The sequence below is a fragment of the Stenotrophomonas sp. TWI1149 genome (assembly GCF_039673155.1).
Lineage (GTDB): Bacteria > Pseudomonadota > Gammaproteobacteria > Xanthomonadales > Xanthomonadaceae > Stenotrophomonas > Stenotrophomonas maltophilia_AA.
Map to the genome: position 1 here is coordinate 1 of NZ_JBDJLB010000018.1, position 24,818 is coordinate 24,818.

At 67.6% G+C, this 24,818-nt stretch carries 19 protein-coding genes; 8 read left to right on the plus strand and 11 right to left on the minus strand.

The genetic code is table 11. The features are described 5' to 3' along the window. Positions 1-123: 123 nt before the first annotated feature. The 3 genes from ABE424_RS17830 (at position 124) to ybaL (ending at position 3,297) form a co-directional block, all read left to right on the plus strand. Entirely contained in the window at positions 124-549 is a 426-nt protein-coding gene (locus ABE424_RS17830) for a hypothetical protein (protein WP_346492259.1), read from the plus strand. A gap of 9 nt (positions 550-558) precedes the next feature. Next, positions 559-1,449: an XVIPCD domain-containing protein gene (locus tag ABE424_RS17835; protein WP_346492258.1), complete on the plus strand. Its 891-nt coding sequence runs from the start codon at positions 559-561 to the stop codon at positions 1,447-1,449. A gap of 144 nt (positions 1,450-1,593) precedes the next feature. Beyond that, the gene (ybaL, locus tag ABE424_RS17840) at positions 1,594-3,297 is read left to right on the plus strand and encodes a YbaL family putative K(+) efflux transporter (RefSeq protein WP_346492257.1); all 1,704 of its coding nucleotides are present in this window, start codon (positions 1,594-1,596) and stop codon (positions 3,295-3,297) included. 6 nt (positions 3,298-3,303) lie between these two features. On the opposite strand, the gene ABE424_RS17845 is transcribed toward ybaL, so the two are convergent. The 4 genes from ABE424_RS17845 to ABE424_RS17860 form a co-directional block, all read right to left on the minus strand. Beyond that, positions 3,304-4,185 carry an AraC family transcriptional regulator gene (locus ABE424_RS17845; RefSeq protein WP_346492256.1) on the minus strand — a complete coding sequence of 294 codons (882 nt, stop codon included), beginning with the start codon at positions 4,183-4,185 and terminating at the stop codon, positions 3,304-3,306. 167 nt (positions 4,186-4,352) lie between these two features. Beyond that, entirely contained in the window at positions 4,353-5,654 is a 1,302-nt protein-coding gene (locus tag ABE424_RS17850) for an aminotransferase class I/II-fold pyridoxal phosphate-dependent enzyme (protein WP_346492255.1), read from the minus strand. A gap of 122 nt (positions 5,655-5,776) precedes the next feature. Further along, positions 5,777-8,362, minus strand: coding sequence for an ATP-dependent chaperone ClpB (gene clpB, locus ABE424_RS17855; RefSeq protein ID WP_346492254.1), 2,586 nt, complete (start codon positions 8,360-8,362; stop codon positions 5,777-5,779). Between the two features lie 151 nt (positions 8,363-8,513). Then, the gene (locus ABE424_RS17860; protein ID WP_346492253.1) at positions 8,514-9,830 is read right to left on the minus strand and encodes a retropepsin-like aspartic protease; all 1,317 of its coding nucleotides are present in this window, start codon (positions 9,828-9,830) and stop codon (positions 8,514-8,516) included. A 114-nt stretch (positions 9,831-9,944) separates the two neighbouring features. Between ABE424_RS17860 and ABE424_RS17865 the strand changes: the two genes are divergently transcribed. Next, positions 9,945-10,655 (plus strand): glutathione S-transferase, encoded by a 711-nt coding sequence (locus tag ABE424_RS17865; RefSeq protein ID WP_346492252.1) that lies wholly within the window; start codon positions 9,945-9,947, stop codon positions 10,653-10,655. Between the two features lie 91 nt (positions 10,656-10,746). Here ABE424_RS17865 and ABE424_RS17870 read toward each other — a convergent pair whose 3' ends face one another. From ABE424_RS17870 to ABE424_RS17885, 4 genes are all read right to left on the minus strand, one after another. Further along, a complete protein-coding gene (locus ABE424_RS17870; protein ID WP_346492251.1) occupies positions 10,747-12,345 on the minus strand; it encodes a hypothetical protein in 1,599 nt (532 codons plus the stop codon). Positions 12,346-12,548: 203 nt separating this feature from the next. Next, on the minus strand, positions 12,549-14,270 hold the full coding sequence (locus ABE424_RS17875) for a thiamine pyrophosphate-dependent enzyme (protein WP_346492250.1): 1,722 nt from the start codon (positions 14,268-14,270) through the stop codon (positions 12,549-12,551). A 72-nt stretch (positions 14,271-14,342) separates the two neighbouring features. Further along, positions 14,343-15,203 carry an SH3 domain-containing protein gene (locus ABE424_RS17880; protein WP_346492249.1) on the minus strand — a complete coding sequence of 287 codons (861 nt, stop codon included), beginning with the start codon at positions 15,201-15,203 and terminating at the stop codon, positions 14,343-14,345. A gap of 35 nt (positions 15,204-15,238) precedes the next feature. Continuing rightward, positions 15,239-15,736 carry a DUF3574 domain-containing protein gene (locus ABE424_RS17885; protein ID WP_346492248.1) on the minus strand — a complete coding sequence of 166 codons (498 nt, stop codon included), beginning with the start codon at positions 15,734-15,736 and terminating at the stop codon, positions 15,239-15,241. A gap of 232 nt (positions 15,737-15,968) precedes the next feature. On the opposite strand from ABE424_RS17885, the gene ABE424_RS17890 reads away from it, so the two are divergent. From ABE424_RS17890 to otsA, 4 genes are all read left to right on the plus strand, one after another. Further along, the gene (locus ABE424_RS17890) at positions 15,969-18,419 is read left to right on the plus strand and encodes a TonB-dependent receptor (protein ID WP_346492247.1); all 2,451 of its coding nucleotides are present in this window, start codon (positions 15,969-15,971) and stop codon (positions 18,417-18,419) included. Positions 18,420-18,507: 88 nt separating this feature from the next. After that, entirely contained in the window at positions 18,508-19,266 is a 759-nt protein-coding gene (gene otsB / locus ABE424_RS17895; RefSeq protein WP_346492246.1) for a trehalose-phosphatase, read from the plus strand. 86 nt (positions 19,267-19,352) lie between these two features. Then, positions 19,353-21,134, plus strand: a complete 1,782-nt coding sequence (locus tag ABE424_RS17900) for a glycoside hydrolase family 15 protein (protein WP_346492245.1) — start codon at positions 19,353-19,355, stop codon at positions 21,132-21,134. Then, complete coding sequence (gene otsA, locus ABE424_RS17905; RefSeq protein WP_176988389.1) at positions 21,131-22,495, plus strand: alpha,alpha-trehalose-phosphate synthase (UDP-forming); 1,365 nt, start codon at positions 21,131-21,133, stop codon at positions 22,493-22,495. Before ABE424_RS17900 ends, otsA begins: the two co-directional genes overlap by 4 nt. Positions 22,496-22,577: 82 nt before the next feature. On the opposite strand, the gene ABE424_RS17910 is transcribed toward otsA, so the two are convergent. The 3 genes from ABE424_RS17910 to rluD are packed head-to-tail and all read right to left on the minus strand — an operon-like array spanning position 22,578 to position 24,777. Beyond that, entirely contained in the window at positions 22,578-23,006 is a 429-nt protein-coding gene (locus ABE424_RS17910; protein ID WP_346492262.1) for a thiol-disulfide oxidoreductase DCC family protein, read from the minus strand. Next, positions 23,003-23,782 carry a peptidoglycan editing factor PgeF gene (gene pgeF, locus ABE424_RS17915; RefSeq protein ID WP_346479777.1) on the minus strand — a complete coding sequence of 260 codons (780 nt, stop codon included), beginning with the start codon at positions 23,780-23,782 and terminating at the stop codon, positions 23,003-23,005. Before pgeF ends, ABE424_RS17910 begins: the two co-directional genes overlap by 4 nt. After that, entirely contained in the window at positions 23,782-24,777 is a 996-nt protein-coding gene (gene rluD / locus ABE424_RS17920) for a 23S rRNA pseudouridine(1911/1915/1917) synthase RluD (RefSeq protein WP_019183947.1), read from the minus strand. The genes pgeF and rluD overlap by 1 nt, the downstream gene beginning before the upstream one ends. Between the last annotated feature and the right edge of the window lie 41 nt (positions 24,778-24,818).

Consider the following 24,818-nt stretch of genomic DNA (forward strand, 5'->3'; position numbering starts at 1 on the left):
TTGTTGCTTTTCGGTAGTTGATTTTAAACTCTTCGTGTCCTCTCTGCCCCCCCCCCCCCCCCCCCCCCACTACTGTGCGCCCCGACACGCATTTCACACGCGGCGCCATGCCAGAATCCAGGCATGAATCGCCAAGACGTCCCACTGAACCTGTCCAGCAGCGCACGCCGCGTGGTGCGCTGCGCCGTCGCGTGGGCGGCGCTGGCGGCGATCCCGCTTTCCGGATGTGCAGGAGATCACGTGAAACCGAGCTATTCCAAGTCAAGCGTCGAGCCGGTCGTGGTGACCAAGGTGTCCGACTCCACCCTCCAGGTGCAGTTCGAGGAACCTGCCGAAAGCATGTACTACGCAGCGGGAATCAGCTACGTCGTCGAGGCGGACACCATGAAGATCGTCATCGACCGGTGTCCGATATCCGGCAACTGCGCAACCATGCTGCGCCGTCACATCGTGCCTGGCCCACCCAAACCTGCGGTGCAGGATATTCCGCTGTTGGCGCCTCGCGTTGTAATGCTCTTCGCCGACGGCGAAGAGCAAGTCTTTCCTTAAGGGGGCGCTATGGCTGACAAGGTAGTCCTGGGTATCCATAGCGACGTAGACCCCAACACGCAAGGATCATTCAATCAGTTTGTGGATGGTCATGCCTGGATCACGGTCACCCGAAATGGCGACACGCAGTACTACGGCCTGTGGCCAGACGGGCACCCACGCGCAGGCGATAACGGACCCGAAACGGACATCAGGGTCGGCTTGGAAACAAGGTTCAGGTCGTCGGCCTCCCGCTACTACGAGCTGACACCCCAGCAGGAAAAGCAGCTCGATCAGGCCCTGAACGAGAATGTCGCATGGGCATACACGAACACCTGCGCGTCATGGGCGACGGCGACAGTCTCCAAGGTGACCGGGCAAACGCTGGATGCCGGCGAGTTGATGCTCACCGATACGCCCCGGGAACTGATCGAGTCCATCCGCAAGGCAGAACGTCTTCAGCCCACTACCCCGGCGAACCCGCAGCCTCCGCCGGAACCCAGGCAGCAGGGATCCAGTGCAGGATCGCTGAGCGACACGTCCCTGTCGCTGCACCAACAAGCCATCGAGGGCGTCCACAAGCTGGACGCAGCCCTGGCCCGGCAGCCTGACCAGTCCAGCGAGCGCATGGCCGCCAGCCTGGCGAACCTGGCCCGGGCCCAAGGACTAGAGCGGATTGACCACGTCGTCCTGGGAAAACCCACTGGCCCCTCGTCCGACTCACAGAACGTATTCGTGATCCAGGGCGCGCTGGACGACCCTGCCCACCGGCGGGCCCATATGGGGATCGACGCCGCAGTGCATACCCCGGTCGACGATTCGATCCGGCAACTGCAGCAGATCGACCGCCAGCAGGCTGCAGCCACGGTCGCCGAACCTGCCCAGGTACTTGAAGAGGTACAGCATCGGCGGCTGGTTTGATCCAGTCCCGTTGAGACAGCCACTGACTGGCGCCACAGCGAACGACCCGAAGAGAGTGCACCTGGAACCGGCAAACCACGCTACGGTTTGCCGTATCCAGCCGCATCGGTGAAAATCGGGGCATTCCCCACATTGCGAGCCCCGATGCACCATGACACCGACCTGATCAACATCGTGGCCGTTGGCCTTGGGCTCGCCTTCATCCTTGGCGCGCTGGCCAACAAGCTGCGTTTGTCCCCGCTGGTCGGTTACCTGGTTGCTGGCATCTGCGTAGGACCGTTCACCCCCGGCTTCGTCGCCGACCAGGCGCTGGCCAACCAGCTGGCCGAGATCGGCGTGATGCTGCTGATGTTCGGGGTCGGCCTGCATTTCTCGCTGAAAGACCTGATGGAGGTCAAAGCGATCGCCATCCCGGGTGCGATCGGCCAGATCCTGGTCGCCACCCTGCTCGGCTGGGGCCTGGCGGCCCTGATGGGCTGGCCGGTGATCTACGGCGTGGTGTTCGGTTTCTCGCTGGCCACGGCCAGTACCGTGGTGCTGCTGCGCGCGATGGAAGAACGGCGCCTGCTGGAGACCACGCGCGGCAAGATCGCCATTGGCTGGCTGATCGTGGAAGACCTGGCCTGCGTCCTGGCGCTGGTGATGATGCCGGTCATGGCCGGCGTGTTCGGCCCGGACGCGGCCAATGAAACCCACACCGTCGGCAGCGTGCTGGCCAGCATCGGCTGGACCTTCGTGCAGCTGGGCCTGTTCGTGGCGGTGATGCTGGTGGTCGGGCGCCGCGTGATCCCGTGGATCCTGGAGCGCATCGCCGGCACCGGTTCGCGCGAGCTGTTCACCCTGGCCGTGCTGGCGATCGCGCTGGGCGTGGCGTTCGGCTCGGCGATGCTGTTCGGCGTGTCGTTCGCGCTGGGCGCGTTCTTCGCCGGCATGCTGCTCAACGAATCCGAACTCAGCCACAAGGCCGCCAACGATTCGCTCCCGCTGCGCGATGCATTCGCGGTGCTGTTCTTCGTCTCGGTCGGCATGCTGTTCAATCCGGCCATCCTGATCGAGCACCCGTGGCAGGTCCTGGCCACCGCGGCGATCATCATGTTCGGCAAGTCCGCCGCTGCGTTCGTGATCGTGCGTGCCTTCGGCCACCCGACCGGTACCGCGCTGACCATTTCGGCCAGCCTGGCGCAGATCGGCGAATTCGCCTTCATCATCGCCGGCCTCGGCGTGACCCTGAAGATCCTGCCGCCGACCGGACAGGCGCTGGTGCTGGCCGGTGCGTTGATCTCGATCATGCTCAACCCGCTGGTGTTCGGCCTGCTCGACCGCTGGCTGCTCAAGCACCAGGAAACCGCCCCGACCACGGTGGAGACCGAGCTGCCACCCGGCCCCTCGCTGGACCTGCACGACCATGCCATCGTGATCGGCTACGGCCGCGTCGGCAGCGCGCTGGCGCAGGTGCTGCGCGACCGTGGCGTGCCGGTGATGATCATCGACGACAACAAGGAACACGTCGCCGAAGCGCATGCGGCCGGCCTGCCCGGCATCCGTGGCAGCGCCGCCTCCGACCGCGTATTGGCCGAAGCACATCCCGAGCGCGCCAAGATCGCCGTGCTGGCGATCCCGCAGCCGCTGGAAGCCGGTGAAACCCTGGCCAAGCTGCGCGCGCTCAATCCCGGCCTGACCCTGCTGGCACGTGCGCACAGCGATGCCGAGGTGAAACACCTGCTCGCCCACGGCGCCGATGGCACGGTGATGGCCGAGCGCGAGCTGGCCTATTCGCTGGCCGAGATGGTGATGTCCACCCCGCCGTACCGCAAGATGAGGCAGCAGCACAGCATTCCAGTGGTGTGAGGGACGCTACGCGACCGGCACGCAGATGTCCGCACGCAGGATCGCCTCAGGGACCTCTTCCGGATCGTCGAGGTAGTGGTAATACAGCTCGGCATCGCGCAGCGTGTGGCCGCTCTCGGGCAGCCAGTCCCGCAGCAGCACGTCGGTGGCGGCCTCCAGCCCTGCATAGCTGCCCAGATGGCGCCGCACCGCATACGCGCCGCCGCCCAGTGTCAGCGCACGCAGCGGTGCCGGCAGCGCGTGCGGCGTGCGACCGAACCCGATGCCGCAGTCGAACACGCACTCGCGCACCGGCACATCGCGGTGATCGGTGCGTGCAATGCCGACCAGCTGCTGCAACTGCTCGGCCCAGCCCTGCTCGGCCGCCCAGGTGAAGATCTCGCCGAACGCCTGGTCGAGATCATCGAAGGCGCCTTCCCTGCGCAGCGCGACCACGTCGAAGGGTTCCAGCGTGGTCACGGTCACCTGCAGGGGTACCGCGTCGCCGCTGTGATCACCCGCCGGCAGCGACAGCTGCTGCTGCCAGTGGCTGCGCAGCCCGGCATCCTCGCGCAGGGTACTCGGCGTGGCATCCAGCGCCTGGCGGCAGGCACGGGCCAGCGCCTGTGGACTCTCATAACCGACATGCAAGGCGACCTCGGTGACCCGGCTGTCGGCCTGCCCCAGCAGCGTCAGCGCCTGCAGCAGGCGCAGCCGGGCCACGGTACGCCCGGGGGTTTCGCCGGTCAGCGCGCGGTACAGACGATGGAAGTGGAACGGGGACTGGTGCGCGATCGCGGCCAGTGCCTCCAGATCGGGCAAGGCATCGCCAGCGCGCAGGCACGCCTGCAGATGGGCGATGACGCGGTCGATACCGTGGCGCTGGCGTACCTGGGCAATGCGGCTCATGGCGGGCTCCATCTCGGGGTGACGCTCAGCGTGCGTCGTGCCCCACCCCGGCGCGTGGCCGATCTTGCGCAGTTGGGGAATCGTCAGCCGATCCTAACCCTGCCGGTAGAGCCACGCCAAAAAACCCCACGGCAGCCGGCCCGCACCGGCCGCCGTGGGTCCTGCCTCTACGCGTTGGCCAACGCCTGCTCCAGGTCCGCCAGCAGGTCATCGATGTGCTCGATGCCCACCGACAGCCGTACCGTGTCTTCGCTGACGCCCGCTTTTTCCAGCTCGGCCGCATCCAGCTGCCGGTGGGTGGTCGAGGCAGGATGCGTGGCCAGGGATTTGGCATCGCCCAGGTTCACCAGGCGGGTGAACAGCTGCAGCGCGTCCAGGAAACGCGCGCCTGCCGCGCGACCACCGGGCAGGCCGAAGGTCAGCACGCCGGAGCCGTGGCCGCGCAGGTACTTCTGCACCAGCGCATGTTCGGGGTGGTCGGGCAATGCGGCGTAGTTCACCCAGGCGACCTTGGGATGCCCCTGCAGATGGTTGGCCACGGCCAGGGTATTGGCGTTGATCCGGTCCAGCCGCAGCGCCAGCGTCTCGATGCCCTGCAGGATCAGGAAGGAATTGAACGGCGAGATCGCCGCGCCGGTATTGCGCAGCGGCACCACCCGCGCGCGACCGATGTAGGCAGCCGGCCCAAGGGCTTCGGTGTAGACCACGCCGTGGTAGCTCACGTCCGGCTCGTTCAAACGACGGAAGCGCTGCTTGTGCTCGGCCCATGGGAAGCGCCCGGAGTCGACGATGGCGCCACCCAGACTGGTGCCATGACCGCCGAGGTACTTGGTCAGCGAATGCACCACGATGTCCGCGCCGAAGTCGAACGAGCGCTGCAGGTACGGCGTGGCCACCGTGTTGTCGACGATCAGCGGGACGCCATGCGCATGCGCGATCTTCGCCACCGCCTCGATGTCGGTGATGTTGCCGCGCGGGTTGCCGATCGACTCGACGAACACCGCCTTGGTGCGGTCATCGATCAACGCACCGAACGCCTGCGGATCGCGGTAGTCGGCAAAGCGCGTCTCAATGCCGAACTGCGGCAGCGTATGCGCGAACAGGTTGTAGGTGCCGCCATACAGCGCGCTGGCCGAGACGATGTTGTCGCCCGCTTCGGCGATGGTCTGGATCGCGTAGGTGATCGCGGCCTGTCCCGAGGCCAGCGCCAGCGCGCCGATGCCGCCCTCGAGCGCGGCGATGCGCTGCTCCAGCACGTCCGTGGTCGGATTCATGATGCGGGTGTAGATGTTGCCCGGCACCTTCAGGTCGAACAGGTCCGCGCCGTGCTGGGTGTCATCGAAGGCGTAGGCCACGGTCTGGTAGATCGGCACCGCCACCGCGCGCGTGGTCGGGTCGGGCCGGTAGCCGCCATGCACGGCGATGGTCTCCGCGCGCCACTGTGATTCGGGACTGCCGTGTTCGGACATCGCATCGTCTCCAGGTGAATGCCGACGATACCGAACAAAAAACCCCCGCCGAGGCGGGGGTTCATGCCAAACCAGCATGGTCTGAGGCGCAACGGTTATCAGGCCGCCGGCGCGTGCGGGGCTCAGCCCTTCACGAACACCAGCTTGCCCTCGGCCGCATCGACGCGGATCACATCGCCATTGAGGAACTCGCCGGACAGGATCTTCTGCGCCAGCGGATTCTCCAGCTGCGACTGGATCGCACGCTTGAGCGGGCGGGCGCCGTACACCGGATCGAAGCCGACATTGCCCAGCAGCTCGAAGGCGGCGTCGCTGACCTCGATGCGCAGGCCACGCTCGGCCAGGCGCTTTTCCAGGCCCTGCATCTGGATGCGGGCGATCTGCTTGATCTGCACCTTGTCCAGCGGATGGAACACGACGATGTCGTCCAGGCGGTTGATGAATTCCGGGCGGAAATGCGCCTGCACCACGCCCATCACCGCCGCCTTCATCTGCGTATAGGCCTCCGGACTGTCATCGCTGCTCATGTCCTGGATCTGGTGCGAGCCCAGGTTGGAGGTCATCACGATGACGGTATTGCGGAAGTCCACCGTGCGGCCCTGGCCATCGGTCAGGCGACCGTCGTCGAGCACCTGCAGCAGGATGTTGAACACATCCGGATGCGCCTTCTCCACTTCATCCAGCAGGATCAGCGAATACGGGCGACGACGCACCGCCTCGGTCAGGTAGCCACCTTCCTCGTAGCCCACATAGCCCGGGGGCGCACCGATCAGGCGCGCGCCGCTGTGCTTCTCCATGAACTCGCTCATGTCGATGCGGATCATCGCGTCGCTGCTGTCGAACAGGAACTCGGCCAGCGATTTGCACAGCTCGGTCTTGCCCACGCCAGTCGGGCCCAGGAACAGGAACGAGCCGCTCGGGCGGTCCGGATCGGACAGGCCCGCACGCGAGCGCCGCACCGCATCGGAGACCACCTTGATCGCCTCCTCCTGGCCGACCACGCGGTTGTGCAGCACCTCTTCCATGCGCAGCAGCTTGTCGCGCTCGCCTTCCAGCATGCGGTTGACCGGGATGCCGGTCCAGCGCGACACCACCTCGGCGATTTCCTCGGCGGTGACCCGGTCCTGGACCAGCTTGAACTCGCTCGTTTCCACTTCCTGCGCGGCAGCCAGCTGCTTTTCCAGCTGCGGCAACTGCCCGTACTGGATTTCGCTCATGCGACCGAAGTCCTGGCGGCGCTGCGCCGACTCCAGCTCCAGCTTGGCCTGCTCGATCTGCTCCTTGATCCGGGTCGCGCCCTGCAGCGTGGCCTTTTCCGACTTCCAGATCTCGTTGAGATCGGAGAACTCGCGCTCCAGCGCATCGATGTCGGTTTCCAGATCGGCCAGGCGTTGGCGCGACGCGTCATCCTTTTCCTTCTTGAGCATTTCGCGCTGGATCTTGAGCTGGATCACGCGCCGCTCCAGGCGGTCCAGTTCTTCCGGCTTGGAGTCGATCTCCATGCGGATGCGCGACGCGGCTTCGTCCATCAGGTCGATGGCCTTGTCCGGCAGCTGGCGATCGGCGATGTAGCGGTGCGACAGCGTGGCCGCCGCGACGATCGCCGGGTCGGTGATCTCCACGCCATGGTGCACGGCGTACTTTTCCTTCAGCCCGCGCAGGATCGCGATGGTGTCTTCGACGCTCGGCTCGCCCACCAGCACCTTCTGGAAGCGGCGCTCGAGCGCGGCGTCCTTCTCGATGTACTTGCGGTACTCGTCCAGCGTGGTCGCACCGACGCAGTGCAGCTCACCACGCGCCAGGGCCGGCTTGAGCATGTTGCCCGCATCCATCGCGCCATCGGCCTTGCCTGCGCCGACCATGGTGTGCAGCTCGTCGATGAACAGGATCACCTGCCCCTCGCTCTTGGCGAGGTCGTTGAGCACGCCCTTCAGGCGTTCCTCGAACTCACCGCGGAACTTGGCGCCGGCGATCAGCGCGCCCATGTCCAGCGAAAGCACGCGCTTGCCGCGCAGGCCTTCGGGCACTTCGTCGTTGATGATGCGCTGGGCCAGGCCCTCCACGATCGCGGTCTTGCCCACGCCGGGTTCGCCGATCAGCACCGGGTTGTTCTTGGTGCGGCGCTGCAGGACCTGGATGGTGCGACGGATTTCCTCGTCGCGGCCGATCACCGGATCCAGCTTGCCGCTCTCGGCGCGCGCGGTCAGGTCGATGGTGTATTTCTCCAGCGCCTGGCGCTGGTCTTCCGCATTTTCCGACTGCACGGTCTCGCCACCGCGCACCTTCTCGATGGCGGTTTCGATCTTCTTCTTGTCGGCACCGGCAGCGCGCAGCGCCATGCCCAGGGTGCCGCCATCGTCGACCGCGGCCAGCACGAACCACTCGCTGGCGATGAAGGCATCGCCGTGCTGCTGGGCCAGCTTGTCGGTGTTGTTGAGCAGCCGGTTCAGATCGTTGCCGATCGACAGATTGCCTTCCTGCCCGGAGACCTTGGGCAGGGCCTCCATGGTTTCGTTCAAACGTTCGCGCAGTACCGGCACGTTGACGCCGGCCTGGGCCAGCAGCGGGCGCGTGCTGCCGCCCTGCTGGTCCAGCAGCGCGCTGAACACATGCACCGGTTCGATGATGTTGTGGTCGCGGCCCACGGCCAGCGACTGCGCGTCGGCCAGCGCCTGCTGGAAACGCGAGGTGAGCTTGTCCATCCGCATGATTCTTGTCCTCGATGTAAACGGGAGCTGGCCGTGCCAGCACTCTCTGTCAGATGCGGTTACGCGGGCGTGTTTCAAGGGTGGATGAGATGCCGATTCAGCCGCCGTCGGCCTTCCCGCAGTCCTTTCCGCCCCCCGCCCGCGCGGGCCTTCACGCGCTGGGCGGCCGCTCCAGCACAGGCGGCGCGGCCGGGCGCGGCACCAAGCAGCCAAGGCTGGCGGGCAGGTCCAGCGCCACGTCATAGCCCCCGGTGACGCCGTAGCCGATCCGCCACGAGGACGGGAACAGGTCCGGCGGCTGGAAGGCGATATCCACCGGAATCGCCGCCACCGTGTCGGTGATCTGCAGCGGTGTGCTGGCCGGGGCGTACTCTATGTCCTCCGCGCCGCGCGTGGTGATCACGTTCCGGCGCTGGATCGCCGCGGCCGGCACCGACGAGCGCGCCGCGCCGCGCATCTGGAAGGCCCCGTGGAAGCCGGTATCGACCAGCATCAGGTGGTGCTCGCGGCCCCGGATCGGATAGCGGACCTGCTGGAACGGCCCCCACAGCGACGAGGTGTAGACCATCCGGCGCGTGCAGGCAGCCGGCGTGTGCGACCCCAGCAGCGTCAACGTTTCGCGGGACAGCCGGACCGGCCCCAGCGCGCGCAGCACGTCCAGGCCGATCAGGTTGATCCCGCGCGCGGCTTCGCTGTTGAACGACACATCGCGCACGCGCTGGCCACCGAGTTCGATATCGATCGGCGCGACCAGCCCCGCCTGCTGGATCTCGTCCCCGACGATGCGCGACACCACGAAGTTGCCGGTGACCGCCAGTCCCAGCGATTCGGCCAGGGCGCGGCTGATATGCGAGCGCGGCGCACCGGTGTCGATGATGAAAGAGGCTTCGTGGGCGACGACAGCGCCATCGCGGCTGCCATGCAGCGTCACCGTCACCGAGGGCAGCTCATTGCTGAACTGGATCGGGACCTCCACGTCCTGCCCGCGCCCGGCCACCGGCAGCGCGCTGCGCGGCCACGCGGTGAACGCCGCGAACGCGGGCCGGGTGACATCGGGCACTTCATCACCGGGCGCGAGCATCGGCACGATGGTGCGCTGGTAGTCCTCGCGCACACGCAGCATCAGCCTCGCCCACTGCGCGATGTCGCCCTCGATCAGCGCATTGCCGGCCAGGGTGGATTCGCACAGGAAGGCCAGGCCCTGCAGCGCCGGCGGTGCATCGGCGGTTTCGGCCAGGCACTGGCGTGCGGCACGGTTGGAGGCATCCAGCTCTCCACGGACGCGGTGGTAGCCCGCCGCGCCGAGATGGCGGCGCGGGCCGGACGCCCCGCTCATGTCGCGCAGCGTCATCAGCTCCGCGCGCAGCACCGCATCGCTGTAGCCGAACCCATCGTGGAGCGCCACCGGATCGGCCGCCACGGTGACCGGCAGCATCGCCACGCACGCGCCCAGTACCCACATCCGCATCCCGTACTCCCGTCGACGTCCCCGCTCGACCCTAGCACGGGAACCACGCTGCGCTCACGCCTGCTTTCGTCGGCGCGGGCGATGCTGGGGGCCGGTTCCGCACGGAGTGACTGCATGCATTACGAACTGTATTACTGGACCGGCATCCAGGGCCGCGGCGAGTTCGTGCGGCTGGCGCTGGAAGACGCCGGTGCGGGCTACACGGACATGGCGCGCGTCCATGGTGATGCGGTGATGCAGCCGCACCTGGATGGCAAGGTCGAAGGCCTGCAGCCGTTTGCCCCGCCGTTTCTGCGCACCGGGCGGCAGGTGATCGCCCAGGTCGGTGCGATCCTGGATCATCTGGGCCCGGAACTGGGCCTCGTTCCCGATGCCAGCTCGCGGCGACAGCAGGCGCTGCAGCTGCAGCTGACCATCGCCGATCTGGTCGCCGAGGTGCACGACACCCATCACCCGATCGCCGCCTCGAAGTACTACGACGACCAGAAGCGCGAAGCCAAGGCGCGCGCCGAATCGATTCGCGCCGAACGCATGCCGAAGTTCCTGGGGTATTTCGAGAACGTACTCAAGCACAACGGCGGCCGACATCCCCTGCGAGAGCATTCCTACGTCGATCTGTCGCTGTTCCAGCTGCTGAGCGGGCTGGAGTACATGTTCCCGCGCCGCATGCAGGCGCTGTGGCCGTCGCTGCCGCAGCTGCGCGCGTTGAAGGACCGCGTGGAAACCCGACCCAACATCGCCGCCTACCTGGCCTCGGAACGGCGCCTGGCCTTCAACACCAACGGCATCTTCCGGCACTACCCGGAGCTGGATGGGGAAGCCTGATCCCTCGCCGGCCCGCCTCCACCCGGTAGCTCACGACCGTTGGTCGTGAGCGCAGGTTGGGTCGTGAGCCGGTAGTGCCGTCGCCGGAGCGTCAGGTCCGCTCAGCAGGCTGCTTCTGCAGCGACAACAGCGCCAGCAACCCCGCCAGCACCACATACGCGCCTGCAAACTGCCAGCTGATGATCTTCGGCAGGCCTTCCAGCTGCCACGGCAGGTAAATCCCACCGCGCGGGTCCACCGAATGGATCAGGCCGAACAGCGTCAGCGCGGCGGCCACCAGCAGGAACCCGGACGCGCGCAGCAGCTTCCCGTCGATCATCGCCACCACCGCCGCGATCCACAGCATCGAGGTGATGATGAAGCCATTGCCCAGGGTGAAGATCACTGCCAGCTCGGGCAGGCCGTGCCCGTCCAGCGTGGTGGTCAAGGCCACCAGCTGCTCCGGCGCGATCCAGCCCGGCGCCTTGATCGCCAGCAGGTAAGCGACCGAAGGCAGGAAGCCCAGCACCATCGCCCCGGCATGCTCGCGCGGCGTGGCCTGGAAGGCCTGGGTGGTGATGTCGATCGCCACGTACACGATGATCGGCGCCAGCACCGCCAGCGGCAGCCACTGCACCAGGCCGGAGATCACCCCCAGCATGCCGCCGATGCCGACGAACAGGCCGGTCAGCAGCGTGTAGCCGCTGCGCGCCCCCATGTGCTTGTAGGCCGGCTGGCCGATGTACGGCGTGGTCTGCGCCACACCGCCGCAGAAGCCGGCCACCAGCGTGGCGATCGCTTCCACCAGCAGGATGTCGCGGGTGCGGTAGTCGTCACCGGCAGCGCGTGCACTCTCGGAGACGTTGATGCCACCCACCACCATCAGCAGGCCGAACGGCAGCAGCAGCGGCAGGTAGGTGATCGCGGTCGGCAGGCCGTCGATGAAGCCCAGCGTCGGCCACGGCAGCACCACCTGCGGCGGCACCCACTCGGGCACCTTGAAGCCCGGTGCGCCCAGCCCGGCGAGCCCGAGGCCGTAGTACAGAATTGTGCCGAACACGAACGCGACCAGCACGCCGGGCGCGCGGATCGGCAGCTTCCGCTTGGCGATCAGCACGTACAGCAGCAGGCCCAGCGTGACGAAGCCGACGATCGGCGAGCGCAGCGTTTCCAGCAGCGGCAGGAACCCCATCAGCACGATCGCGATGCCGGCGATGGAGCCAAGCAGCGAGGCCCGCGGCAGCGCGCGCGTGACCGCTTCGCCGAAGAACGACAGGATCACTTTGAGCACGCCCATGATCACCAGCGAGGCCATGCCCAGCTGCCAGGTCGCGATGGCGGCATCGTGCGGGGCCAGCCCCTGCCCCTTGAAGGCGAGGAAGGCCGGGCCGAGCACCAGCAGCGCCATGCCGATGCTGGTCGGGGCATCCAGGCCCAGCGGCATCGCGGTGACATCATCGCGGCCGGTGCGGGCGGCCAGGCGTCGTGCCATCCAGGTGTAGAGCACGTTGCCGACCAGCACGCCGAACGCGGTGCCCGGGAACATCCGGCCGAACACCACATCCGCGGGGAACTGGAAAATGCCGACCAGTGCCATCGCGATGAAGCCGAGGATCGACAGGTTGTCGACCACCAGGCCGAAGAAGCCGTTGAGATCGCCGGCAACGAACCAGCGGGGGCGTCCGGAGGGGACGGGGGCAGTGGCGGACATGCGGGGGACGGCCGTGGGGAGGGGGTAGCCGATGGTAGGGCCTCACCGCCGCCAGTAACAGGCGCATGGATGGAACGCCGGGAAACGTCCGCGGGTGGGACGCGTCACCGCGCGGCAGTGCCGGCCGCTGGCCGGCACCTTCAGGATGCTTCAGGCAATGGCGGGAGCCGGCCAGCGGCCGGCACTACCGGAACGCGTGCGCCTCAGGGCTTGTTGAGGAAGTTGTTGGCCAGCAGGTCCCGCACATCCCCGACCCGCCCGCTGAGCAGCGCCTTGGCCGCATACAGCGCGGTGCCGGCCACCTGCTTGGCTTCCACCTGCGGCGGCATCACCAGCTCGGTCGGGCTGGTGTGCACGTCCAGCAGCGCCGGGCCGGGATGGGCCAGGATGTCCTGCACGGCCTGCTCCAGGTCCTCCGAGCGGGTCACGGTGCGCCCGTAGAAACCGATCACCTCGGCCAGGCGGCCGAAATCGGGGTTCTGCAGGTCGGTGTAGTTGTCCAGCAGGCCTTCGACCTTCTGCTCCAGCTCGACGAAGTTCAGCGAGCTGTTGTTGTAGACCACCACCTTGATCGGCAGGTTCTCCTGCACCGCGGTGAGCAGATCGCCGAGCAGCATCGCCAGGCCACCATCACCGGAGAGCGAAATCACCTGGCGGCCCGGGTAGGCCTTCTGCAGGCCCAGCGCCTGCGGCATCGCGTTGGCCATCGTCCCGTGCAGCAGGCTGGTCAGGGTGCGGCGACGCCCATTGACGCGGATATGGCGCAGGATCCACACCATCGGCGAGCCGCCGTCGGCAGTGAACAGCGCATCGTCGGCAGCGTGGCGGTCGATCAGCGCGGTCAGATGCTGGGGGTGGATCAACTCGCCCTCGCCCGGCTGCTCTTCCCTGGCCCGTGTAGCCAGCGCCTTTTCGCGATGCTCCATGCACTCGTCCAGGAAGCTGCGGTCCTCGCGCTCCGGCAGCAACGGCAGCAGCGCCTCCAGGGTCGGGCCGATGTCGCCCACCACGCCCAGGTTCACCGGATGGCGGCGGCCAAGATGGCTGCCATCGCGATCCACCTGGATCAGCGTGGCCTTGTCCGGGTAGTACTGGCCCCAGGCGAAGTCCGCGCCGAGCAGCAGCAGCGTGTCGCAGGCCATCAGCGTGTGGTAGCCGGACTCGATGCCGAAGATGCCGGTCATGCCCATGTTGTACGGGTTGTCGTACTCGACGAAATCCTTCGCGCGCGAGGTATGCGCGATCGGCGCCTTGAGCTTGGCACCCAGCGCGACCAGCGCGTCATGCGCATGCTCGCAGCCGGCGCCGGCGTAGATGCCGATGCGCTTGCCCTCGCCGATCAGCGCGGCGATGCGCTGCAGTTCATCGTCCGAAGGACGCAGCACAGGCTGGGTGTAGTGCACCGAGAACGGCGGATCGTGCTTGACCTCGGCTTCGCTGATGTCGGCCGGCAGAATCACGACGGCCACACCACGACGGCTGATCGCCGCCTGGCACGCCAGGGTCACCACGCGGCGCGCCTGCTCCGGGCTGTGCACCTGCTCGCAGAACACGCTGCAGCTGCCGTACACCGCCTTGAAATCGACTTCCTGCGGGAACTCCATCCCCAGCTCGGCGGTGACCACCTGGCTGGCGATCAATACCATCGGCGCGCGGTTGCGGTTGGTTTCGAACACGCCGTTGATGAAGTGCAGGCCACCCGGACCGCACGAGCCGGCGCAGGCGGTGAGCCGCCCGCTGATCAGCGACTCGGCACCGGCGGCAAACGCGGCCACTTCCTCATGCCGCATGTGCACCCATTCGATATCGCTGCGATGGAGGGCATCGGTGACATGGTTGAGGGTGTCACCGACGATGCCGTAACAGTGACGGACACCGGCGGCCTGCAGGGTTTCAACCACGATCTCGGCAACGCGCTTGCTCATGACATGCTTCCACGACGAGGGGGAAGCGTCAGCCTAGTATCGGGCAAGTGACACTCATGTGGGTTTGCGCGATCAGGGCTGCGTGTTCACCCATCCCCGCACCGCACCGCGCGTGGGATTTTCATAACGCACCTGCACCCAGCCGTCGCGCTCATCCAGCAGCGCGACACGGTCGTCCCGGACCAGATAGCGCTTGGTAGCGGCATCGCCCGGCTGGCTGTACAGGGGCAGCCGCGCCGCCATCACACGGCCGGAAACAGGGACCAGCGCCGAGCCGGCGGGCGGCGTCTCCAGGCCATCGGCGATGGCGGTCTCCAGCACCTTGCCGGCAGGATCGAAGGTGCTCCAGACCGCCAGCGGACCGCCGTCGGCGGTCTGCGTGACGAGCACGTAGGGCTCGAGGAGTTCGTCGAGCATCAGCAGGCGTTCGGCGCGGTACAGATACAGGCGCGTGCCGTCGTAACGGTACTGGTCCACGTACCACATCGGGCCACCGCGGCAGCTGCTGCCCAGGGTGCGGGTCGCTGCATCCACGGTCAGGCCCATCAGGCCACCGCATTGCGCACCGTCGGTCGAGACCGGTTCGAGCGCGACCAGCTGCTGCTGCGCCGGGTCGTAGCGATAGACCGCCACCGCCTCATTGACCATGCCCACCGAGGCGCGCGCGACCAGCTCCGGGCGGCCATCGAAGTCGACATCCTCGGCCGACAGGCGCGCAGTGCCGTCCGCATCGGCCGCACCCGGCAGCATCTGGCGCGTGCCGGAAGGCGTGAGCAGCACGGCGATGCTGCCGCCCTCCTGCACCTCGGCCTGCGCCTGCACGCCCGGCGCAACCTCCCATCGCAGCGGGGCCGGGTCGGCATCCTGCGCGTGCGCGCACGTCACCGCCAGGCCCATCACCACCGCGGCCAGCATCGCATCCCTGTGTTTCATCATCGCTCCGTGAGGCGCCACCGCGGCGCCCGGGATCAGAACGATACTTCAACCGCCTGCTGCGCCCACAGCACCGACTGATGGCCGGTCGCCTGCTTCCATGCCAGGCGGATGGCTTCGATGTCGGCGCGGCGCTGCGGGGTGTTTTCGTGCAGGACCACCAGCACCTTGGTGCGCAGGCGGTTCGGTTCGGGGGCGCCGCGGAACAGCCACTGGCCGTAGGCATCGAACACGGTCAAGCCGTCCGGGAAGCGCGGCGTGACCTCCTTGTCGAGGAAGGCGCGCCACTGCGCGTCGCTGATGCCCTCGGTCTGCGGGCGGTCGGCCACGCCGGTTTCCTCGCCCACGCCGAAGTAGAGCTCGCTGCGGACCCAGCCGGCGGCCGCGTCCGGGCGCGCGGCATCGCCCTGCAGGGTGGCCGTGGCGGTGGTGGCCGTGGCGGTGGTGGGCGGGGTCGGCTTGGCGGCCGGGGCGGCGGTGGCACAGCCGCTGGTGGCCAGGACCAGGGCAAACAGAATGGCGCGGAACGACATGGACAACTCTCCGGAAACACAGGGACAGGCAGGGGAAGGAGCGTGCCGGACATCCGGGTCCGGTGCAGATCGCCAACGGCTATCTGCTGATAACCACCCCGATGGGACTTGCGTCACACAGGGACATCACGCGAAGATAATATATCGCTTCATCCGGATGGATTGGTAGTGCTGGCCATGGGTCGGCAACACCTCCCCCCTCCCTCCCCCTCGTCGTCCTGCTGGAGTCCGCATGTCCCGTCCGTCCGCGTCGCGCCTTGGCCTTGCCATCGCGCTCGTCCTCTCCTCCCCCCTGCTGGCCCAGGACGTACTTGCGCAGGACGCGCCGACCACCGCCAAAACGCTGGACACCGTGATCGTCACCGGCACCCGCGCCATCGACCGGACCGTGCTGGAATCCACCTCGCCGGTGGACGTGCTCACCGCCGAGGACATCCGCAAGGCCGGCGTGGTCAATGGTGAACTGGGCAGCGCGCTGCAGGCGCTGCTGCCCTCGTTCAACTTCCCGCGCCAGTCCAACTCCGGTGGCGCCGACCATATCCGTGCCGCCCAGCTGCGCGGGCTCTCGCCCGACCAGGTGCTGGTGCTGGTCAACGGCAAGCGCCGCCACAGCAGCGCGCTGGTGAACACCGACAGCAAGATCGGCAAGGGCACCACCCCGGTCGACTTCAACGCGATCCCGGTCAGCGCGATCAAGCGCATCGAGGTGCTGCGCGACGGCGCCGGCGCGCTGTACGGCTCCGATGCGGTCGCCGGGGTGATCAACGTGATCCTCGATGACGCCCCGGAAGGCGGCGCGTTCGAAGCCAGCTTCGGTGCCAACCACACCGACCTCAAGCCGATCGACCGCACGATCACCGATGGCCAGACCAGCTATGCCAGTGCCAAGGTCGGCACCGCGCTGGGCGACGAAGGCGGCTTCCTGCGCGTCGGCCTGGAGCTGAAGAACCACGAGGGCACCAACCGCGCCGGCTTCGATCAGATTCCGCCGTGGGACCAGAGCGAGACCAACCTTGCCCTGCAGGGCAAGCGCAACTACGTGCTCGGTGACGGCAAGACCCGGGATCTCAACGCCTGGTACAACGCGCAGCTGCCATTCGGCGAGACCTCCACGTTCTACAGCTTCGCCACCTTCAACCAACGCGACAGCGAAGGCGCGAACTACTTCCGCTACCCGGACAGCGACGCCAACTGGGCCCAGGTCTACCCGAACGGCTACCGCCCGATCTCCGAAGGCGAGAACCGCGACGTGCAGGCCGTGGCCGGCGCGAAGGGCCAGTGGGGCGAGTGGAACTACGACGCCAGCCTGGATTACGGCGTCAACACGTTCACCTACCGCCTGCGCAACTCGATCAATGCCTCGCTGGGCCCGACCAGCCCGACCCGCTTCAAGACCGGTGATTACCGCAACGAGCTGACGGTCGCCAATGTCGACCTCGGCCGCGTGTTCGCGCAGGGCGACAGCATCACCCACAGCCTGGGCCTGGGCCTGGAAGCGCGTCGCGACCATTACGAAACCCGGCCGGGTGACCCGAGCAGCTATGCCGCCGGCCCGTTCACGGACCGCCCGACCGGCTCGCAGGCCGGTGGCGGCCTGACCCCGCAGGATGCGACCTCGCTGTCGCGGGATGTCGCCAGCGCCTACGCCAGCCTGTCCAGCCAGTTCGGCGAGCATTTCTCCAGCGATCTGGCCGCGCGCTACGAGCACAGCGACGACTTCGGTGGCGAGCTCACCGGCAAGCTGGGCCTGCGTTACGAGTTCACCCCGGCGTTCGCGCTGCGTGGCGCGATCTCCAACAACTTCCGCGCGCCGTCGCTGGCGCAGATCGGCTACGAGTCCACCTCCACCGGCTACAACGCCGCTGGCCAGCTGGTCCAGGGCCGCGTGCTGTCGGTCAACAATCCCATCGCCCGCGGCCTCGGCGCCACCGACCTGAAGCCGGAGAAGTCGCTCAACACCAGTCTGGGCTTCACCAGCCGCATCGGCGACCACTTCGACGTCTCGCTGGACTTCTTCCAGATCGACATCGACGACCGCATCGCGCTGTCGGAGAGCATCACCGGCGATGCGCTGACCGATTACGTGCAGCAGCAGTTCGGCGTGGCCGGCCTGCAGAGCGCCAGCTTCTTCGTCAACGCCGCCGATACCCGCACCCGGGGCGCCGAACTGGTGAGCAACTGGCGGCAGTCGCTGGGCAATGGCGAGCTGGTGCTGACCGGCACCTACGCCTACACCAAGACCACCCTGAAGAACGTGCTCGCCACGCCGCCGGGTCTGCTGGCGCTGGATCCGGACTACGTGCTGTTCGGCGTGGAAGAGACCAATACGCTGACCGACGCCACCCCGCGCACCCGCGCTGCGCTGGCCGCCAGCTGGGCCAATGACCGCTGGTCGCTGAGCAGCCGTCTCAGTCGCTATGGCAGCGTGACCCGTGTGTTCAACTTTGGTGATGGCTACATCCCACGCCAGACCTACGGCGCGGAATGGCAGCTGGATGCCGAGGTCGAATACAAGATCACGCCGCAGTGGAGCGTGGCACTGGGCGGACAGAACCTGACCGACAACTACTCGGATCTGTCCAACGATGACATCTACTACTTCGGCAACCTGCCGTACGACGTGCTGTCACCGATCGGCAGCAATGGTGCGTACTACTACGGCCGCGTCCGCTACACGTTCTGACCGATGGTGCCGGCCGCTGGCCGGCACCGCTGCATGAATGTGGTTGCCATGACCTGGCAATCACATCCACGCTGGCATGTTGGTCACCATGGCCAACGACTTCCCCCAACGTCCGCCGCCGCCGCTGCTGGACGATGCCTGTGCGCTGTTCCTGGATGTGGATGGCACCCTTATCGAATTCGCGGACGACCCCGAGTCGGTCGCGCTGCTGCCCGATGTACGTGAAGCAATCGGGCGCATCAGCGACCGCCTGGATGGCGCGGTCGCGCTGATCAGCGGGCGACCGCTCGCCCAGCTCGACACACTCTTCGCGCCCCTGAGCCTGCCCGCTGCCGGCCTGCATGGCCACGAGCTGCGCAACCATGAGCAGCGCGCGCAGAGCACTGATCCCTCCGCCGATACCAGCGAGTGGCTGCATGCCCTGCACCAGCAGGCGATGCGGTTCGCGCATGGCTATCCCGGCGTGCTGGTGGAGGACAAGGGCCGCAGCCTGGCCCTGCACTGGCGCGGCGCCCCGCATGCCGCCAACGATGTGCGCGCGTTCGCCGAACGGCATATCCGCGGGCATGCCGGCTACAAGCTGCAGCCCGGCGACCATGTCATCGAATTCCTTCCCGAAGGCAGCGACAAAGGTCGCGCGATGCGGCAGCTGATGCTGCAGCCGCCGTTCCGCGATCGCATGCCGGTCTTCGTCGGCGATGACCTGACCGATGAATTCGGCTTTGGCGCGGCCAACGACCTGCATGGCTGGAGCGTGCTGGTCGGGGCGCGCGAGCCCAGCGATGCGGTGTTCGCGCTGCCGACGATACGCAGCGTGCACGCCTGGCTTCGCGAGAATGCCTACTGATGCCTTGATCCCAAGGCCCCCTGACGCCGCGCGCAGGTCTCCCCCACCGGTGTGCCGCCGCGGCATGACACGAGACTTCCTGCATCATGAGCGAACCCGATCTGAATCTGGGCGTGGTCGGCAATGGCAGCTTCGGCGCGCTGATCGACAAGCACGCGCGCGTCGTCTGGAGCTGCCTGCCGACCTTCGATGGCGACCCGACCTTCTGCGCCCTGCTCGGCCCCAACCAACAGGAAGGCGGTGACTTCGGCATCGAGCTGGAGGACATGGTCGACAGCGAACAGAGCTACCTGATCAACACCGCCATCCTGCGCACGGTGTTGCGCGACAAGCATGGCGGCGCCCTGGAAATCATCGATTTCGCGCCGCGCTGGCGCCAGAACGACCGCTTCTACCGGCCGGTCAGCCTGATCCGCCAGGTGCGTCCGTTGTCCGGCAACCCGCGCATCATCGTGCGTGCGCGCCCGCTGGCCGACTGGGGTGCCCGCGTGCCCGAGGCCACCTGGGGCAGCAACCACATCCGCTGGGTACTGCCCGACCACGTGCTGCGCCTGACCACCGATGTGCCGCTGCGCTTCGTGCGCGACGGCCTGCCGTTCGTGCTCAACCATCCCGTGCACCTGGTGCTGGGCGTGGATGAATCGCTCAACCGCTCGCTCAGCGGCTACGTACAGGAATCCTTCCAGCGCACGCGCGACTACTGGCGCGAATGGGTGCGCTATCTGTCGATCCCGCTGGAATGGCAGGACGCGGTGATCCGCAGCGCGATCACGCTGAAGCTGTGCCAGTACGAGGACAGCGGCGCGATCATCGCCGCGATGACCACCTCGATCCCGGAAGCGCCCGGCAGCATCCGCAACTGGGATTACCGCTACTGCTGGCTGCGCGACGCCGCCTTCGTGGTGCGCACGCTCAACCGCCTCGGCGCGACCCGCACGATGGAGCAGTTCCTGGGCTATATCTTCAACCTGGCCACCGCCGATGGCAGCCTGCAACCGCTGTACGGCATCAGCTTCGAAGCCAAGCTGGAAGAGAGCGAAGTACCGTCACTCTCCGGCTACCGCGGCATGGGCCCGGTGCGCCGCGGCAACCTGGCCTGGGTGCAGCGCCAACACGATGTCTATGGCAGCGTGGTGCTTGCCTCCACCCAGCTGTTCTTCGACCGCCGCCTGCAGGACCCGGGTGACGCACACACCTTCGCGCGGCTGGAACCGCTCGGCGAGCAGGCCTTCACCCTGCACGACGTGCCGGACGCCGGGCTGTGGGAATTCCGTGGCCGCACCGAAGTCCACACCTACACCAGCGCGATGTGCTGGGCCGCCTGCGACCGCCTGTGCAAGATCGCCGTGCGGCTGAAGCTGGACGACCGCGCCACTTACTGGCGCGAGCGCGCCGACATCATCCATGCGCGCATCATGCGCGAGTCGTGGAGCGAAGAACTCGGCCACTTCACCGATACCTTCGGCGGCCATCGCCTGGATGCGTCGTTGCTGCTGCTCGCCGATATCGGCTTCATCGAGGCCACCGACGCACGTTTCGTGGCCACGGTCGAAGCGATCGGCCGCGATCTCAAGCACGGCAACGCGCTGTACCGCTACGTGGCGCCGGATGACTTCGGCGAGCCGGAAACCAGCTTCACTATCTGCACCTTCTGGTACATTGATGCACTCGCCGCGATCGGCCGCCTGGACGAAGCGCGCGAGATGTTCGAGACGCTGCTGGAGCGCCGCAACCATCTGGGCCTGCTCTCCGAGGATCTCGCGTTCGACAATGGCGAGGCCTGGGGCAACTTCCCGCAGACCTATTCGCACGTCGGCCTGATCACCGCCGCGATGCGCCTGTCGCGCAGCTGGCAGGAGGCGTCATGAGCCGCTTGGTCGTCGTCTCCAACCGGGTCGCCGTTCCCGGTGAATCCCGCGCCGGCGGCCTCGCGGTCGGGCTGCTGGCCGCGCTCAAGGAGCGCGGTGGCCTGTGGTTCGGCTGGAGCGGCAAGTCGGTGCGCGACAACAGCGGCGCACTGCACGAGCAGGTCGACGGGGACATCCGCTACGTCACCATGGACCTCAACAAGCGCGACGTCGATGGCTACTACAACGGCTTCGCCAACCGCACGCTGTGGCCGCTGCTGCACTTCCGGCTGGACCTGGTCGACTACGACCGCGCCACCCGCGAGACCTATCGCCGCGTCAACGCGCTGTTCGCCGAGAAGCTCGCGCCGCTGCTCCGCGAGGACGACATCGTCTGGATCCATGATTACCACCTGATCCCGCTGGCCTCGCTGCTGCGCGAGCGTGGCATCGGCTGCCGGATCGGCTTCTTCCTGCACGTGCCGATGCCCTCGGCGGATCTGCTGCAGGCGATGCCGGACCATCTGCGGCTGTTCTCCAGCCTCTACGCCTACGATCTGGTCGGCTTCCAGACCCAGCGCGATGCGGACCGCTTCCAGTCCTATGTGCGCCTGTTCGGTGGCGGCCGTGTGCTGCCCGACGGCGAACTGGAAGCGCCCGGCGGTCGGCGTTTCCGCGCCGCCGCCTTCCCGATCGGCATCGATACCGAGTTCATCGCGCGCCAGGCCAAGGCCGGTGCGAACAAGCCCGCGGTCAAAGACCTGCGCGGCAGCCTGCGCAATCGCCAGCTGGCGATCGGCGTGGACCGCCTCGACTATTCCAAGGGACTGCCCGAACGCTTCCAGGGATTCGAGCGCTATCTGGAACGCCACCCGGACCAGCACGGCTCACTGACCTACCTGCAGATCGCACCGGTCTCGCGCGGCGATGTCACCGAATACCGGCAGCTGCGCGGCCAGCTGGAGCAGATCGCCGGGCACATCAACGGCGGGCATGCCGCGCCGGACTGGACCCCGCTGCGCTACGTCAACCAGAACTTCACCCATGCCACCCTGACCGGCTTCTACCGGGCGGCGGCGGTCGGCCTGGTGACGCCGCTGCGCGATGGCATGAACCTCGTCGCCAAGGAATACGTCGCCTCGCAGGACCCGGAGAACCCCGGGGTGCTGGTGCTGTCCCTGCTGGCCGGTGCGGCCGATGAACTGAAGCAGGCGCTGCTGGTCAATCCGCATGACCTGGATGGTGTCGCGGATGCGATTGCCACTGCGGCGACGATGCCGTTGAAGAAGCGCGTGGAGCGCTGGCAGGCGATGATGGACCACCTGCGCACGTACGACATCAATCATTGGCGGCAGACGTATCTGCAGGCGCTGGAAGGGTGATGCCGGCCAGCGGCCGGCAACGCGGGTGATGGCGCGAACGTTTACGGTAGTGCCGGCCGCTGGCCGGCAACGCGTCCACCCGTCAGTCGAGGAACCGCGTCGCCTGCGCCGGTGTCGGCAGGAAACACGTGTCATGCCGACCGAACCACCGATACCGGTTGCGGGCCAGCGCCCGATACGCGGGGTCTCGCAACCTGCGGGGTAACCCGCGCAGCACGCCCACCAGACGCCATGCGCCGCCCAGCCCCGTCAGCACGCGGAGGATCGCATCGGTGCCCGTCCACGCACGCCCTGCGTCGAGCAGCAGGAACGACGTCGGGTCCTCCGGAGCCAGCCCGTGTGCCTGCAGCAGGGCCCGTCCCTGCGCGCCCTGCATCGCCGCGAAGCGGTAGCGGCCCCGCGTGTCGAAGCGCAGCAGGAACCGCACCCAGCGGCTGCACAGGGCGCACACGCCGTCGAAGACGATGACCGCTTCTGCCGACGGTCCAACCACCGGCTGTCCGGTAGTCAGGGCGCGATCCACGCCAGGGTCGCCATGCGCCCGGTGCGGCGGTCACGCCGATGCGAATAGAACCGCTGCGGGTCGGCCAGGGTGCAGTACTGACCGCCGCTGATGCAGGCCGGGTCCAGCCCGGCCGACTGCAGCCGCCGGCGGGCCAACGCATACAGATCGACCTTCCAGTGCCCCGGCCGGGTCGCCACGAAGGCCGTCGCGGCCCCCTCGTCGCGCTCGACGAAAGCCTCGAACACGTCCTCGCCGATCTCGTAGAGGGCCGGACCGGCCGCGGGCCCCAGCCAGGCCTGCAGTTGTGCGGCCGGGGTCTGCATGGCGGCCACGGTGGCCTCCAGCATGCCGTCGGCCAGCCCACGCCACCCGGCATGGGCGGCGCCGATCTCACCGCCATCGCGCGCGGCGAAGACCACCGGCAGGCAGTCGGCGGTGAGGATCGCCAGCACCACGCCCGGAACCGAGGTCACGGCGGCATCGGCGGTGGGTTCAGCCTCCACGCCGATGGCCGTCGGCGGGGCGGTGAAGCGACGCACGCCGGTCCCATGCACCTGGCGCAGCCAGTGCGGCGCCGAGGGCAGGCCCAGCCCGGGCACGAGCAGGTCGCGGTTGCGTTGCACCTGTGCCGGGTCGTCGCCGTCGGCGGCGTACCGGTTGCCCATGTTGAACTGGTCGAACGGCGCGACCGAACCACCTGCGCCGAAGCGCAGGGTGGTCAGCGCATGGACCCCGGTCGGGGCCTGCCAGTCGGCTGGCAGCACGGGCACGGGGGCATCCATCAGCGGCGGTTGCGTTCCTGCTCGGCGAAGCGCTTGCTGTCTTCGCGCAGGGCGTGCAGCAGGGCCTGCATGTCGGCCGGCGGCGGCGCACTGTTGGTGATCTTTTCCCCGGTGATCGGGTGCACGAACTCCAGCGTTTCAGCGTGCAGCGCCTGGCGCTTGAAGCCGCGCAGTTCGGCCACCAGCTCATCGCTGGCACCCTTCGGCAGCTTCAGCGCGCCGCCATACAGCTGATCGCCGATGATCGGGTGGCGCAGGTGCGCCATGTGCACGCGGATCTGGTGGGTACGGCCGGTTTCCAGGCGGCACTCCAGCGCCGTGTGCGCACGGAAACGCTCGCGCAGGCGGTAATGGGTGATCGCTTCCTTGCCGTCTTCGCGCACGGCCATGCGGATGCGGTCGCGCGGGTGACGGTCGATGCCGGCGGTGGCGGTGCCGCCGGAGACCAGCGCGCCGACCACCACGGCCAGGTACTGGCGATGCACCTCACGCGCGGACAGCTGCTCGACCAGCGCGGTCTGCGCCTGGATGGTGCGGGCGATGACCATCACGCCGCTGGTGTCCTTGTCCAGGCGGTGCACGATGCCGGCGCGCGGCAGCACCGACAGCGAGGGGTCGCGGAACAGCAGCGCATTGACCAGCGTGCCGGTCGGGTTGCCCGCGCCGGGGTGGACCACCAGGCCGACCGGCTTGTTGATCACGAACACGTGCTCGTCCTCGTACAGGACCTCCAGCGGGATGTCCTCCGGCTCGGCATGGGTCTGGGTGTCGAGCACGACATGCAGGCTGGCCACCTCGCCGCCGCGCACCGGGTCGCGGCCGCGCACGGTGTCGCCGTCCAGGAGGACGTCCCCGGACTTGATCCACTCGGTCAGCTTGGACCGGGAGAATTCGGGGAACAGCTCGGCCAGGACGGCGTCGAAACGCCGGCCGGCGGCGGTATCGGGCACGATGGCCTGGCGGGGGGAATCGGAATCAGCAGGGGTATCGGACATGGGGGCACACCGCAATAGGGACAATTTTGGGGTCCGGGCGA